General features: G+C 67.1%; 10 protein-coding genes. 6 read left to right on the top strand and 4 right to left on the bottom strand.

What is annotated here, in order from left to right; translation table 11 throughout:
* Positions 1 to 149 precede the first annotated feature (149 nt).
* The 5 genes from KVT39_RS00805 to KVT39_RS00785 are packed head-to-tail and all read left to right on the top strand — an operon-like array spanning position 150 to position 8,247.
* On the top strand, positions 150 to 3,317 hold the full coding sequence (locus tag KVT39_RS00805; RefSeq protein ID WP_217586980.1) for an efflux RND transporter permease subunit: 3,168 nt from the start codon (positions 150 to 152) through the stop codon (positions 3,315 to 3,317).
* 26 nt (positions 3,318 to 3,343) lie between these two features.
* Positions 3,344 to 4,573 carry an efflux RND transporter periplasmic adaptor subunit gene (locus tag KVT39_RS00800; protein ID WP_034179623.1) on the top strand — a complete coding sequence of 410 codons (1,230 nt, stop codon included), beginning with the start codon at positions 3,344 to 3,346 and terminating at the stop codon, positions 4,571 to 4,573.
* Positions 4,574 to 4,578: 5 nt separating this feature from the next.
* Positions 4,579 to 6,084, top strand: coding sequence for an efflux transporter outer membrane subunit (locus tag KVT39_RS00795; RefSeq protein WP_081938391.1), 1,506 nt, complete (start codon positions 4,579 to 4,581; stop codon positions 6,082 to 6,084).
* Between the two features lie 22 nt (positions 6,085 to 6,106).
* On the top strand, positions 6,107 to 6,802 hold the full coding sequence (locus KVT39_RS00790; RefSeq protein WP_034179625.1) for a heavy metal response regulator transcription factor: 696 nt from the start codon (positions 6,107 to 6,109) through the stop codon (positions 6,800 to 6,802).
* The gene (locus KVT39_RS00785) at positions 6,799 to 8,247 is read left to right on the top strand and encodes a heavy metal sensor histidine kinase (protein WP_034179626.1); all 1,449 of its coding nucleotides are present in this window, start codon (positions 6,799 to 6,801) and stop codon (positions 8,245 to 8,247) included. Before KVT39_RS00790 ends, KVT39_RS00785 begins: the two co-directional genes overlap by 4 nt.
* 75 nt (positions 8,248 to 8,322) lie before the next feature.
* Here KVT39_RS00785 and KVT39_RS00780 read toward each other — a convergent pair whose 3' ends face one another.
* The 4 genes from KVT39_RS00780 to KVT39_RS00765 all read right to left on the bottom strand — a co-directional run bounded on the left by KVT39_RS00780 (position 8,323) and on the right by KVT39_RS00765 (position 13,134).
* On the bottom strand, positions 8,323 to 9,363 hold the full coding sequence (locus tag KVT39_RS00780) for a helix-turn-helix domain-containing protein (protein ID WP_034180083.1): 1,041 nt from the start codon (positions 9,361 to 9,363) through the stop codon (positions 8,323 to 8,325).
* 138 nt (positions 9,364 to 9,501) lie between these two features.
* Positions 9,502 to 11,028: an amidase gene (locus KVT39_RS00775; protein WP_217586978.1), complete on the bottom strand. Its 1,527-nt coding sequence runs from the start codon at positions 11,026 to 11,028 to the stop codon at positions 9,502 to 9,504.
* 55 nt (positions 11,029 to 11,083) lie between these two features.
* Positions 11,084 to 12,142 carry a phenylacetaldoxime dehydratase family protein gene (locus KVT39_RS00770; RefSeq protein ID WP_217586976.1) on the bottom strand — a complete coding sequence of 353 codons (1,059 nt, stop codon included), beginning with the start codon at positions 12,140 to 12,142 and terminating at the stop codon, positions 11,084 to 11,086.
* A 95-nt stretch (positions 12,143 to 12,237) separates the two neighbouring features.
* Complete coding sequence (locus KVT39_RS00765) at positions 12,238 to 13,134, bottom strand: transporter (protein WP_034180084.1); 897 nt, start codon at positions 13,132 to 13,134, stop codon at positions 12,238 to 12,240.
* Between the two features lie 515 nt (positions 13,135 to 13,649).
* Here KVT39_RS00765 and nthA point away from each other — a divergent pair.
* Positions 13,650 to 14,249 (top strand): nitrile hydratase subunit alpha, encoded by a 600-nt coding sequence (gene nthA / locus KVT39_RS00760; RefSeq protein WP_034179629.1) that lies wholly within the window; start codon positions 13,650 to 13,652, stop codon positions 14,247 to 14,249.
* Positions 14,250 to 14,285 lie beyond the last annotated feature (36 nt).

Genomic DNA, 14,285 nt, shown 5'->3' with positions numbered 1-14,285 from the left:
ACGTATTTCGTCAGCAGAATCGGCCGCCGGCGACCGCGCGCCCAACCTGACAATTCCGCCAGTTTCGCGACAGTAACCCGTTCCACGCCGACGCCTATCATTCGGGTTCCCTTCACCGACGCCTGATCACCGCCTGTCCCGCTGCCTCCATGTGGATCGTCAATCTCGCGCTCAGGCGCCCCTACACGTTCATCGTCATGGCCATCATGATCGTGCTGGCCACGCCGCTTGCGCTGATGCGCACGCCGGTCGACGTGCTGCCCGCGATCAACATCCCCGTGATCAGCGTGATCTGGAATTACAGCGGCTTCTCCGCGACGGAGATGACGAACCGCATCACGGCCGTGCATGAACGGATCCTGACGACGACCGTCAACAACATCCAGCATGTCGAGTCGACGTCGCTCCCCGGCATCGCGGTCGTGAAGGTGTTCCTGCAGCCCGGCGCGAACGTGCAGACGGCGATCGCGCAGACGGTATCGTCCGCGCAGGCGATCGTGCGGCAGATGCCGCAGGGCGCGACGCCGCCGCTCGTGATCACCTATTCCGCGTCGAGCATCCCGGTGATCCAGCTCGGGCTGTCGAGCACGACGCTCAGCGAACAGTCGCTCGCGGACATCGCGCTGAACTTCCTGCGCCCGCAACTGATCACGATTCCCGGCGCGCAGGTGCCGTTCCCGTACGGCGGCCGCACGCGCGTGGTCGCGATCGATCTCGATCCGCAGGCGCTGCTCGCGAAGGGCCTCACGCCGGCCGACATCGTCAACGCGGTCAACGCGCAGAACCTCGTGCTGCCGACCGGCACCGCGAAGATGGGCCAGACCGAATACCGGATCGACACGAACGCGTCGGCCGATACGGTCGCCGACATCAACAACCTGCCGATCCAGACCGTCAACGGCGCGACGACCTACCTGCGCGAGGTCGCGGCCGTGCGCGACGGCTTCGCGCCGCAGACCAACGTCGTGCGCCAGAACGGCCAGCGCGGCGTGCTCGTGTCGATCCTGAAAAGCGGCGACGCGTCGACGCTCAAGGTCGTGTCGGACCTGAAGGCGCTGCTGCCGAAGGTAATTCCGACGCTTCCCGAAGGGCTCACGATCACGCCGCTGTTCGACCAGTCGGTGTTCGTCAACGCGGCCGTGCAGGGCGTGATCCACGAAGCGCTGATCGCGGCCGTGCTGACCGCGATGATGATCCTGCTGTTCCTCGGCAACTGGCGCAGCACGCTGATCATCGCGATCTCGATTCCGCTGTCGATCTTCACGTCGCTGATCGCGCTGTCGGCGCTCGGCGAGACCATCAACATCATGACGCTCGGCGGGCTCGCGCTCGCGGTCGGGATCCTGGTCGACGACGCGACGGTCACGATCGAGAACATCGAGCGGCACCTGCATCTCGGTACGAATCTGCACGACGCGATTCTCGAAGGCGCCGGCGAGATCGCGGTGCCCGCGTTCGTGTCGACGCTATGCATCTGCATCGTGTTCGTGCCGATGTTCTTCCTGACGGGTGTCGCACGCTTCCTGTTCGTGCCGCTCGCGGAAGCCGTCGTGTTCGCGATGCTCGCGTCGTACGTGCTGTCGCGCACGCTCGTGCCTACGCTCGCGATGCTGTTGTTTCGCCCGCAACAGGCAAGCACCGGCCCCGATCATGCGACGTCGCGGTTCGCGCGCCTCCATCATGCGTTCAACGACGCGTTCGAGCGGCTGCGCGCGTGGTACATCGTGCTGCTGAGCATGCTGCTCGTGCGCCGCCGCTTCTACGCGATGTGCTTCCTCGGCTTCTGCGTGCTGTCGACGGGCCTCGTGTTCGCGCTCGGCCGCGACTTCTTCCCGAACGCCGATTCCGGCAACATCCGGCTGCACATGCGCGCGCCGACCGGCTACCGGATCGAGGAAACCGCGCGCCTCGCCGATCGGGTCGAGCGCGTGATCCGCGAAGTCGTGCCGCCCGACGAACTCGGCGCGATCGTCGACAACCTCGGCCTGCCCGTCAGCGGCATCAACCTGTCGTACAGCAATGCCGGCACCATCGGCACGCTCGACGGCGAGCTGCTGATCGCGCTGAAGCCCGGCCACCGCGCGACCACGCATTACGTACAGACGCTGCGCAAGCTGCTGCCCGAACGCTTCCCGGGCGTCGAATTCTTCTTCCAGCCGTCGGACATCATCACGCAGATCCTCAACTTCGGTCAGCCGGCCGCGATCGACGTGCAGGTGCTCGGCAACGATCTCGCGAGTAACATGACTATCGCGAGCAACCTGATGAAAAAGATCAGGCAAATCCCCGGCGCCGTCGACGTGCACGTGCTGCAACGCAACGACGAGCCGACCCTGCTGGCCGACATGGATCGTACGCGCATGCAGCAGCTCAACCTCTCCGCGCAGAACGTCGCGCAGAACATGCTGATCTCGCTGTCCGGCAGTTCGCAGACGACGCCGTCGTTCTGGATCAACCCGAAGACGGGCGTCCAGTACCCGCTGCAGATCCAGACCCCGCAATACAACATCTCGTCGGTCGACGACCTGCTCGGCACGCCGATCTCGGCCAGCGGCCGCACCGGCATGCCGCTGCAACTGCTCGGCAACCTCGTGCAGGTGCGCACCGCCGCGAATCCGGCCGTGATCACGCACTACAACATCCGCCCGGCGATCGACCTGTACGTGAGCGTCGAGGGCCGCGACCTCGGCTCGGTCGCGGGCGAGATCGACCGCATCGTGTCCGACACGCGCGCGAGCCTGCCGCGCGGCACCGAGCTGACGATGCGCGGCCAGATCGAGACGATGCGCACGTCGTATATCGGCCTCGGCGCGGGTGTCGCGATGGCGATCGTGCTCGTCTACCTGCTGATCGTCGTCAATTTCCAGTCGTGGCTCGACCCGCTGATCATCATCAGCGCGATGCCGGCCGCGCTCGCCGGCATCGCGTGGATGCTGTTCATCACCGGCACGCACCTGAGCGTGCCCGCGCTGACGGGCGCGATCATGACGGTGGGCGTCGCGACCGCGAACAGCATTCTCGTGGTGTCGTTCGCGCGCCAGCGGCTCGCGGCCGGCGCGCCGCCGCTCACGGCCGCGCTGGAGGCCGGCGCGACGCGGATCCGGCCGGTGCTGATGACGGCGCTCGCGATGATCATCGGCATGGTGCCGATGGCGCTCGGTCTCGGCGAAGGCGCCGAGCAGAACGCGCCGCTCGGCCGCGCGGTGATCGGCGGGCTGCTGTTCGCAACCGTTTCGACCTTGCTGTTCGTGCCGCTCGTGTTCGGCGGCGTGCATTCGCGGCTGGCCCGCCGGCGCGCGCGCCAGGCCGGACACTGACTTTCGCCTATAGACCCGGTCAATTCATGGAAGAGAAACATCACAGCTCCGTCGGCATCCAGGTGGACGAACACGGCATGCACCTGCCGACGCGCACGTCGGTGTCGCGGCGCGGGCGAATCGTGCTGATCGTGATCGGCGTGCTGCTGGCCGCCGGCGCCGCGCGCACGATCGTCGTCAACGTGCTGAACCGCAACCGGCTCGACGCGGTCGCCGTGCAGAACACGCGCCAATACGTGAACGTCGTGCGCCCGACCGACGCGGCCACCGGCGGCAAGCTGACGCTGCCCGGCACGCTGCGCGGCTTCGTCGAGGCGCCGATCTACGCACGCGCGAGCGGCTATGTGCTGCGCTGGCAGGCCGACATCGGCGCGCACGTGAAGCAGGGGCAAGTGCTCGCCGAACTCGACACGCCCGAGCTGAACCAGGAACTCGCGCAGGCCACCGCGCAGCGCCAGCAGGCGCAGGCGGCGCTCGCGCTCGCGAAGACGTCGTTCGACCGTGCGCAGCAGTTGCGCCAGCGCGATGCGGTGTCGCAGCAGGAACTCGACGATCGCCAGGGCGCGTTCAACCAGGGCACCGCGAACCTCGCCGCGGCCGACGCGAACATGCGCCGGCTCACCGAACTGAAGGGCTTCCAGCGGATCGTCGCGCCGATCGACGGGATCGTCACGCAGCGCAACGTCGACGTCGGCGATCTCGTCAGCTCCGGCAACGCGGGCCGCTCGCTGTTCACGGTCGTGCAGGCCGACCGGCTGCGCCTCTACGTACAGGTGCCGCAGGCGTATGCGCAGCAGGTGAAGGTCGGCCAGCACGTGAGCGTCGCGCAGTCCGAGCTGCCGGGCCGAAGCTTCGACGGCACGATCACGCGCACGTCCGGGTCGATCGATGTCGCGACGCGTTCGCTGCAGATCGAGATCACGCTGCCGAACCCGGATGCACGGCTGCTGCCCGGCGCATACGTGCAGGCGACGCTGCCGATGACGCCGCTCGGCCGCCTGCAGATCCCGGCCAATACGCTGCTGTTCCGCGCCGAAGGCCCGACGGTCGCGACCGTCGACGCGAACGGCCAGGTCCGACTGAAACCGGTGACGGTCGTGCGCACGATCGGGCAGACGCTCGAAGTCGACGGGCCGATCACGCCGAACGACCGCCTGGTCGCGAACCCGAGCGACGCGCTCGCGAACGGCGACCCGGTCGTCGTGTCGACGCCGGCGGCCAAACCCGCATCGGCCGTCGCGGGAGCGAAGTCGTGATCGCGATGCGCGCCCGCGTGCGGCCCGCGGCGCTCGCCGCCGTCATCGCGGCAACCGCCCTCGCCGGCTGCACGGTCGGCCCCGACTACCGGCGCCCGGCCGTCGATACGCCGGCCGCATGGCGGCTCGACCCGGCCGACGCGTACTGGCACCCGGCCGCGCCGGCCCGCGCGCCGCTCGATCCGGCATGGTGGACCGCGTTCGGCGATCCGCAGCTCGACGCGCTCGAAACCGACGCGCTGCGCAACAACCAGAACCTGAAGGCCGTCGCCGCGCGCTACGACCAGGCGAAGGCGACGCTCGCATCGGTCGCGTCCGCGCAGTATCCGGCGGTCGGCCTGAACGCGAGCGGCCAGCGCTTCAAGATCTCCGCCGACCGGCCGCAGACCAACTACGCGACGCGCAGCATGTCGACCGTGCAGAACGAGATCCAGGTCGGCGCGAGCGTCAGCTACGAGCTCGACCTGTTCGGCCGCGTGCGGCGCAGCGTCGAATCCGCGCAGGCGAACACCGAGCAGGCGCACGACGATTTCGCGAACGCGCGCCTCGTGCTGACCGCCGATCTCGCGTCGAGCTATTTCGCGCTGCGCGAACTCGATAGCGAGATCGACGTCGTCAAGCGCTCGATCGACCTGCAGCAGAAGGCGCTCGACTACGTGAGCGCGCGCCATGAACTCGGTGCCGTGTCGGGCCTCGACCTGCTGCAGCAGCGCTCGCAGCTCGACGCGACGCGCACGCAGGCACAGTTGCTGATCCGGCAGCGCACCCAGGTCGAAACCGCGATCGCGACACTGGTCGGCACGCCGGCCCCCGAATTCTCGCTGCCACCGCGCGTGGTGCCGATCAACGCACCTGCGCTGCCGACCGGCATGCCGAGCGACCTGCTGCAACGGCGCCCCGACGTCGCGTCGGCCGAGCGCGCGATGGCGGCCGCGAACGCGCAGATCGGCGTCGCGCGCGCCGCGTATTTCCCGCGCATCGCGCTGTCGCCGGACATCGGCTGGGATGCGACGCGCTTCGCGGGCCTGTTCACCGTGCCGGCGCTGCTGTGGTCGGTCGGCGCGTCGGTCAGCCAGCCGCTGTTCGAAGGCGGCAAGCTGAAGGCCGGCGTCGATTTCGCGCAGGCCGGTTATGCCGCCGCACAGGCCGGCTACCGGCAGACCGTGCTCACCGCGTTCCAGGAGGTGCAAAATGCGGTGACGGGCCTGTCGGTGCTGGCCGACGCCGCGCAGCAGGCATCGGCGGCCGTCGACGACGCGCGCAAGCTCGTGTCGCTCGCACAGGACCGCTACGCGGGCGGCCTGACGCCGTTCATCGACGTGCTGACGGCCCAGCAGCAACTGCTGACGAGCGAGCGTCAGGCCGTGCAGATCCAGGGCCAGCGTGCGGCGCTCGTCGTCTTTCTCGCGAAGGCGCTCGGCGGCGGCTGGGACGGCGGCGCGACGAGCGGCCCCGCGCCGTCCGACGTCGCGGCGGCCGGCCCGCGGCCCGCCGCAAGCGTCGGCCCTTAACCCGGTTACGCGGAACAACAACATGAAAGTCCTGATCGTCGAAGACGAACCGAAAGTCGTCGAATACCTGAAGAGCGGCCTGACCGAGGAAGGCTGGGTCGTCGATACCGCGCTCGACGGCGAGGACGGCGCGTGGAAGGCCGTCGAATTCGACTACGACGTGGTCGTGCTCGACGTGATGCTGCCGAAGCTCGACGGCTTCGGCGTGCTGCGCGCGTTGCGCGCGCAGAAGCAGACGCCCGTCATCATGCTGACCGCGCGCGACCGCGTCGACGACCGCGTGCGCGGGCTGCGCGGCGGCGCCGACGACTACCTGACCAAGCCGTTCTCGTTCCTCGAACTGATCGAACGGCTGCGCGCACTGACGCGCCGCGCGCGCGTGCAGGAATCGACGCTGATCTCGATCGGCGACCTGCGCGTCGACCTGATCGGCCGCCGCGCGACCCGCGACGGCACGCGGCTCGACCTGACCGCGCAGGAATTCCAGCTGCTCGGCGTGCTCGCGCGGCGCAGCGGCGAGGTGCTGTCGAAGACGACGATCGCCGAACTCGTGTGGGACGTGAACTTCGACAGCAACGCGAACGTCGTCGAGACGGCGATCAAGCGCCTGCGCGCGAAACTCGACGGCCCGTTCGCGGACAAGCTGCTGCACACGATCCGCGGGATGGGCTACGTGCTCGAGGCGCGCGAGGACGGCGACACCGAGAGGCAGGCATGAAACGCTCGATCGTCCTGCGGCTGTCGGCGATGTTCGGCATTGTGTCGCTGCTCGTGTTCACGCTGGTCGGCTGCGGGCTGTTCGTGATGATGGAGCGCCAGTTGTTCGCCGAGCTGCGCGCGACGCTCGATACGCGCACCAAGGTCGCCGAGATGATCGTGTCGCATGCGACGACGGCCGCGCGCGGGCGGCTCATGCAGGAAAAGCTGGCCGACCTCGAACCGCCCGACGGCTCGACGCGCTATCAGGTCGACAGCACGAACCCGGCATTTCGCTTCGGTACACCGGTGAACGGCGTGCCCGTCGATCCGCCGTTCGGCGCGTTCCAGCGCTACGCGCTGAACGACAGCAGCTACGACGTGATGACGAAGACCGTCACGGTCGCCGGCAACGGCGAGCGGCCGACGCTGAAGCTAATCGTCGCCAGTTCGTGCGAGCGCACGCAGCGGATGCTGCGCCGTTTCGGCTTGACGCTCGCCGCGCTGATCGCCACCGCCACCGTCATCACGCTGCTGCTGAGCCGCGCGGTCGCGCGCTTCGGGCTCGCGCCGCTCGACCGGCTGTCGCAGGACGCATCGGCGATCAGCCTCGCGAACCGCCGCCAGCGGCTGCAGACCGACGCGCTGCCCGCCGAGCTGCGCGATCTCGCCACGTCGTTCAACGGCGCGCTCGAACGCATCCAGCAGACCTACGCGCGACTCGAGGCCTTCAACGCGGATGTCGCGCACGAGCTGCGCACGCCGGTCAGCATCCTGATCGGCCAGACCCAGGTCGCGCTGACGAGCCGCGATCGCTCGGTCGACCGGATGCGCCAGACGCTGCAGTCGAACCTCGAGGAATTCGAGCGGCTGCGCGTGATCATCAACGACATGCTGTTCCTGTCGCGCAGCGACCGCGGCGAACGCGCGACCGACCTGAAGGACGTGTCGCTCGCCGACGAAGTGCGGCGCATGCTCGACTTCCTCGAAATCCCGCTGGACGAAGCGCAACTGCGCGCCGAACTGCACGGCGATGCGCGCGCGGCCGTCGATCCGTCGCTGTTCCGCCGCGCGATGACGAACCTGCTGATCAACGCGATCCAGCATTCGGCGCCCGGCGCGACGCTGCACGTGACGATCGCGCGCCGCGACGCGCTCGTCGAAATGTCCGTTGCGAACCCGGGCGAGCCGATCGATCCCGTGCAGCGTTCGCACGTGTTCGAACGCTTCTACCGGCTCGAGGAAGCGCGCGCGAACAGCAAGGAAAACCACGGGCTCGGGCTGTCGATCGTCAAGGCCGTGGCCGAGATGCACGGCGGCAGCGTGTTCGTCGCATGCTCGGGCGGCGTCAATACGTTCGGTTTCTCGGTGTCGACGCAACCGTGCATCATCGGTCCGCTGCGCGCGGCCGACGCCGACGACCCGCCCGCGCTGCGGCCGGCGCACGCGCCGCGCGCGATGCATTGACGGCGCCCGCGCCTGTCGGATGCCCCCACCGCATCCGAGTGGCGCCTGCCTGCCGCGAACGCGGCCCGGGACGCGTCATGCGCGTGGCTTGCTGCCCTGCTCGCGCCACGCCCGCGGCGACATCGCAAACCGCTCGCGGAACACGCGGCTGAAATGCGACATGTCGTTGAATCCCCAGCGCAACGCGATGTCGGACACGCGCAGCATCGCGCATTGCGGATTCACGAGATCCTGCGCGCACCGTTCGAGCCGCAGGTTCCATACGTAACGCATCAGCGACGTATTCTCCGCCTCGAACAGCTTGTTGATATAGCGCGACGAAATGCCGATCGACCGCTCGATCATCATCGGGTTCAGCTCCGGGTCGCGCAGGTGCTCGAGCAGATGCCGCTTCACCCGCGTCAGCGTCAACGTCTTCATCCTTGATTGAGCGAGGTCGTTGCGCTGCAAGCCCCCGACCGTCATCGCAATCAGCGAGATCGCGGTATCCGACAACTGCCGCATCTCGTCCTCGGACACGTTACGGATCTGCGACGACATCTGCTCGAGAAACGCGCGCATGACGCTGCCGACACCCTCCCCGGTTTGCGTCGGGCACGCCGTGCGGTGCTCCATTCCGACGACGAGCTGGTTCAGGGTCGTACGGGGAATGCTGACGACGATCTCGCGCCACGACTGGCCGAACGTCAAGTGGTGAGGCCGTGTCGCGTCGTAGATCGCGAAATCCCCGGGGTGCAGCGTGACGATCTTGCCGTCCTGCTCGACCGATTGGCTGCCCTCGAGCATCAATACTCCGAAATACTTGTCCTCGTACTCGCTGCGCGCCTGGCGATAACGCCGAATCACGGCCTGCTCGCTTGCGTAGATTTCCGAGATTCGCATCTTTTCGCATTTACGCTGCCGAACCTGGCCGAAGAAATCGGCTTTCTGCACGGCCGCGATCTGCACGTCCGCGAACAAGCGCAGAATCGTCTCGCGCCAGAATTCGATACGCTGGCTGACCGAGCCGTCGGTCGCCACCTCGATTGCCGAATTCGTTCGTTCGCCCGACGGGCTGTCGGAGTCCAAGCCGGGCGCGTCGCCACTTGCGGCGCGTGGGAAAGGACGCATCGTCATGGTCGTGCCCCACATGGGTTAGCAAATACGCAGCCGGTAGCGTGCCCGTTCAAAAGCACATTGTCCAATCGATTCGACCGTGCCCGCCGCGTTGCCGGTCGGACCGACACGCAGCCCGGCGGCGAGACTCCGGGCACGTTATGCGAATGTCGCCTGACGCCAGTCGGAGGATTGTTCATACGCATACGCACAGCGATAGATCGTCGCCTCGTCGAAGCGGCGCCCGACCAGTTGCAGCCCGATCGGCAAATCGTCGGCGACGCCGCACGGGAGCGACATGGCCGGATGCCCGGACACGTCGAACGGCGCGGTATTCGCAATCATCTCGAACGCCCGCGTCAGCGACTCGGACATCGCGCAACCCGGCTCCGGCAGTTTCGACGCGCGCATCGGCACGGTCGGCATCAACAACAGGTCGCAAGACTGCAGCGCCGCGTCGTAATCCGCCCGTAAGCGCCGCGCGATGTTCTGGCACTTCGCGTAGTAGCGGCCGCGATACCGGCTCGTGAAATACTCACCGAGCAACATCGTCACCTTCACGGTATCCGGCAGTTCATCGGCGCGCTCGCGCCAGCCCGCATGATGATCGATCATGCCGGTCACGTACAGGCCGCCCCAGTTGAAACCGTGGCTGTTGCCCTTCATCATCTGCTGCGTCGCGCCCTCGGCCGCGATCGGCAGCCAGATCGCGGTGCCGGCCGCATGCAGCGGGACCGACACTTCGTCGACGCTCGCGCCCAGCTTGCGCAACCGGTTCGCGGCAACCAGCACGGCCTCATCGACGACTTTCTCCGAATTCGCGAGCCCGAACGCTTCGCGCAGAATGCCGATCCGCAGGCCGGCGATGCCGTCGCGGATCGCGCCGAGATAATCCGCACGCGGCGGCAGCGCCCGCTGGCGCGGATCGAGTCCGTCGTCGCCGGCGATGACATCGAGCAGCAGCGCGTTGTCGAGCACGCTGCCCGTCATCGGCCCGAGATGATCGACAGTCGCCTCGATCGGCATCGCGCCGGTGTACGGCACGAGCCCGTGCGTCGGCTTCATCCCGTAGATGCCGCAATAGGCGGACGGGATCCGCACCGAGCCGCCCTGATCGCCGCCGAGCGCCATGTCGACCTCGCCGCTCGCGACCAGCGCGCCGCTGCCGGACGACGAGCCGCCGGACGAGTGCCCGGCCTTGCGCGGATTGTGCACCGGCCCCGACGCGCTCGTGTGCGAACCGCCGGAAAAGCAGTAGTACTCGCAGGTCGACTTGCCGGCGATCGTCCCGCCGGCGTCGAGCACCCGCGTGACGACGGTCGCATCGACGTCGGGCACATAACCCTCGAACGTGGTCGAGCCATTGCGCATCGGCACGCCGGCGACGCAGATGTTGTCTTTCACGACCACCGTCTTGCCGCGCAGCTTGCCGTCTGCGGCGCCGTGGATCGTGCTCTTGCGCGCCCACGCGCCGTAACGGTTCTCGTCGCCTTCCGGGCGGTAGCCCGGCGTGCGCGGATACGCGACGACGGGCAGATAGTCGGGCAGCGCGTCGATCGCATCGTAGGCGTCGAAGTTCGCCTGCAGTACGTCGTCGTATTCGGCGAGTTGGCGTGAATCGAGATGAAAGCCGAAGCCGGCTGCAATATCGGACAGTTGTTCGCGGGTCGGGCGTTTGATGGCCATCGACGTTCTCCAGTTCGGTAAGCGGCACCGCCGGCCCCGGCGGCGCCGGCGGTATTCAGCGGGCGATGGCGACGGCGTCGCGCATCATCCCGGTGCGCGGATGGCAGTTCACGTATTCGTAGACCTGATGCTTTGCGTCGAAGACGGAAACCTCGTGATACAGCCGCAGTTTCGACAGCCCGGTGACGACGCGGAAGAAGGTGACGAAGATCCGCAGGTGCGTCGGATGGGATTCGGCCCACCGTTCGAGGCGGTCGAGCGAGCGCCAGTGGCCGATGTTGTAGCTCTCGTCGAGCACGTTGCCGTCGAGATCGATCGAGCGCACGTAGCGATTGCTGTAGCAGCCGACGTCCGTGCCGTTGTCGCGCAGGAAGTCCATTCCGCTGCGCAGCGTCGGCTCGATCTCCTCGAGATACAGTCGGCGCTCGTCGCTCTCGGCCGCGCGCCAGTCCTGGCCGGAGCGAATCAGCGCGATGTTGTCGTGCGCCAGCACGACCACACGGCCGCCGCGGGCCGGATCGCCCTCGACGATGCGCAACTCGCCGTCCGCGCTCATCCAGTCCGTCTGCGAGATCGGGAACCGGTCGCGCATCGATCCCCAGTAACCGTGCTCCTCGATCTCGCCGCTGACACCGTCCATGATCGCGCCGACGCCGGGGAAATCGTTCGTGAATGCGTAAAGCGTCTCGAACTGCTCGGCGCGCGGCGCGACGATTTCCCGGAAGTAACCGATGCCGTCCGCGAGGCGTGCGTCGGAGGTCCACCATTCGACGATTGCCGGCGATGTAATCCAGCGCGCATACGCGGCCGGATCGCGCCAATAGCCGACGGCAATCAGGTTCTCGTAACCCTGGTCGTCGGTGTGTTGCGTCAGATCGTAGTTTTTCGGGCCGTCCTGCGCACCGAAATCGGCGACGATCCGGCGCAACGCGACCAGTGCCGCCGCGCGCTTGTCGGCGCCGCTGTATTGCACGCCGAAATAGCCCATCACGACCTGGCTCAGGTCTTCGGCCGCCCGGGCGACGTACATCGGGAACGGCGGCTGGTAGTCATCGGAGACGCGGCGCGACAGCGTCCGCGGGCAGACCAGGTGTTTGTCGATGGCGGATTCCATGCATGACCTCTCTGGAAAGGGAATCGGGTGTCGAGGTATCGACGTTGTGGACACGGAGCGACATGCACCGGACGTATCCCGGCGCATGCGGGTGGTCAGAAGATGTGCGCGTAACGCAGGCCCGCGAGCACACTGTTCTTCGGACCATTGCGCACGCTCAGGTCGGTGCCGAGCTGGACTTGCACCTGATCGGCCTTCGTCACGAATTTCGCCGCGGTGATCCGCATGCGCGTCGTGCGAAGCGCGTCGTTGTTGTCCGCGCCGCCGACGCTCGTTTCGCCGCCCCAGAGCTGGGTGACGCCGATCGCGAGCGACGTGCCCGGATCGGGCATGTAACGCACCATCGCCTGTGCGCTGTAGCTCATCCGCTGATGCAGCGTCGTGCCGCTCGCGCCGTACGACGTGTTGTTGCCGTACCAGATCGCGTCGCCGACGAGATCGAGTGCCCACTGTGGCGAAAAGTGCTTGATGTAGGCCGCCTGAAAATCGAGCGACCAGCGATTGGCACCGAGATTGAGACCGCGGTTCTGGTCGTAACTCCCTGTCGGCGCGTAAACGTAGACGGTCGCGGCGGCGACGTCCTTCGCGTCGTTCAGGCGGAATTTCAACGGAGCGGTCAGGATCACGTCGCCGACGCCATTCGTACTGCCAAGCGCGCTCGCGTTGCCGAAGCTGCTGATGTGACCAAACGGCAGCAACACCTGCGGATCGATCGTGAGCCTGTCGGTGAGCTGGAACACGTGCAGCAGACGGGCGATGCCGATATTGGACTGCAAATCGAAATCCGACGTTCGGTGGCCGTTCGCGTAGTACGCGTTCGTCGCGGAATAGTTGTAGTACAGCACGCCGATCGTCGCGCCGCTCGGATACTGCTCATAGTCGCCGGGGTCGACCTCGACCGCGCCCGCGTAATGCGATGCGACGGCGATCAGCGACAAACCGATCCAGCGCGCGATTCGCTTCAGTTTCATTCTGTTGACGTTGTCCATCATGCTCCTCACCTGGTTGCGCAGACACCGCCACGCCCGACGCATGACGAACGGGAACCGTCGCCGGACGGTGAAATCGCGGGGTGCTGGCTGACTGTTGTTCCGCCGGTACATCGGGGGTGCCGGCGATTCGCGACATCGAACGACCGTCGCTTGAGGATGAGAATAGAAAGGCAAAATCCGCAGTTCTGTTTTCCGGCGGAACAAGAAATTGGCTGTGGCGGACCTGCGCTTCCGATGTCATGCAGCGGTCGCAAAACGTGCGTCGGCTGCCACTGTTTTCGTGCCGGGCGCCCCGCCAATTGCCGCCAGTCTCCGTGCATCCGTTGCGTGTCGGCCCCATGCCGCGCAACGGGGCCGTCTCAGCATAGTTTCCGATCCGTGCCGGCAAAGAACCGCGCTTTTTCTCTTCTTACCCTGCTCGTCGAGCGTGACCGACACCACGCGGCCGCACCCCGCCAGGACAGTCCCGACGCCGTGGCGGCGGTCAACCCGAACCACCACAAGGAGCTCCCACGATGAGTACGACCCCTTCCGCGGAAACGGTCTCGACGCCCGGCGAACGTGCCTGGGCGCTGTTTCGCGTGATGAAAGAGAAGAACCTGATCCCCGACGGCTATGTCGAAGGCCTGACCGAGCTGATGTCCACGACCTGGGATCCGGCCAACGGCGCGCGCATCGTCGCGCGTGCGTGGGTCGACCCGGCGTTTCGCGAACTTCTGCTGAAGGACGGCACGGCTGCGTGCGCGCAGTTCGGCTACACCGGCCCGCAGGGCGAGTACATCGTCGCGCTCGAAGACACGCCCACGCTGAAGAACGTGATCGTCTGCAGCCTGTGCTCATGCACGAACTGGCCTGTGCTCGGGCTGCCGCCCGAGTGGTACAAGGGCTTCGAATATCGTGCGCGGCTCGTCCGCGAGGGCCGCACGGTGCTGCGGGAGCTCGGCACCGACCTGCCCGACGACGTCGTCGTGAAGGTCTGGGATACGACCGCCGAAAGCCGCTATCTTGTGCTGCCCGTGCGGCCCGCCGGCAGCGAGCACATGACCGAAGAACAACTGCGCACGCTCGTCACGAAGGACGTGCTGATCGGCATTGCGCTGCCGCGCGCGCGCTGACTCCCGCCACGTTTCGCTCTCGACCTTCATCTCGGA

The organism is Burkholderia sp. GbtcB21 (assembly GCF_019091065.1).
GTDB classification, from domain to species: Bacteria; Pseudomonadota; Gammaproteobacteria; order Burkholderiales; family Burkholderiaceae; genus Burkholderia; species Burkholderia pyrrocinia_C.
The sequence above is the reverse complement of the archived record's forward strand: the minus strand, read 5'-3'. Positions and strand labels throughout refer to the sequence as shown.